This window comes from Halomonas sp. BM-2019, assembly GCF_017584085.1.
In genome coordinates this window covers 2299899-2300175 of the sequence record NZ_CP071922.1, presented here as the reverse complement: position 1 = coordinate 2300175, position 277 = coordinate 2299899, and the positions used below count along the sequence as shown (strand labels likewise).

Annotated in this window: 1 pseudogene; it reads left to right on the top strand. The window is 69.3% G+C overall.

Annotation, left to right across the window (positions count from 1 at the left end):
• Nucleotides 1–277, top strand: a pseudogene (locus tag J5F18_RS11415) (C4-dicarboxylate ABC transporter substrate-binding protein); the annotation flags it as partial.

The window sequence follows — 277 nt, the reverse complement described above, 5'->3', positions numbered from 1 at the left end:
GCCTGGGACTATGTCGCCTGGTACACCGACGCCAACCTCTGGCTGCCCAAGAACATCGTGTTCATCAACCAGGCCGCCTTCGACCGCCTGGATGACGCCACCCAGGAGGCCCTGCTGGAGGCCGCGGCACGCGCCGAGGAGCGGGGCTGGCAGATGAGCCGTGACAACAACGAGACCAGCCGGCAGGCCCTGGAGGAGAATGGCGTCTCGGTCGTCGAGCCCAACGAGGCCGTCGCCGAGGCCCTGCAGGCGGCCGGCGACCGGCTCTTCGCCGACT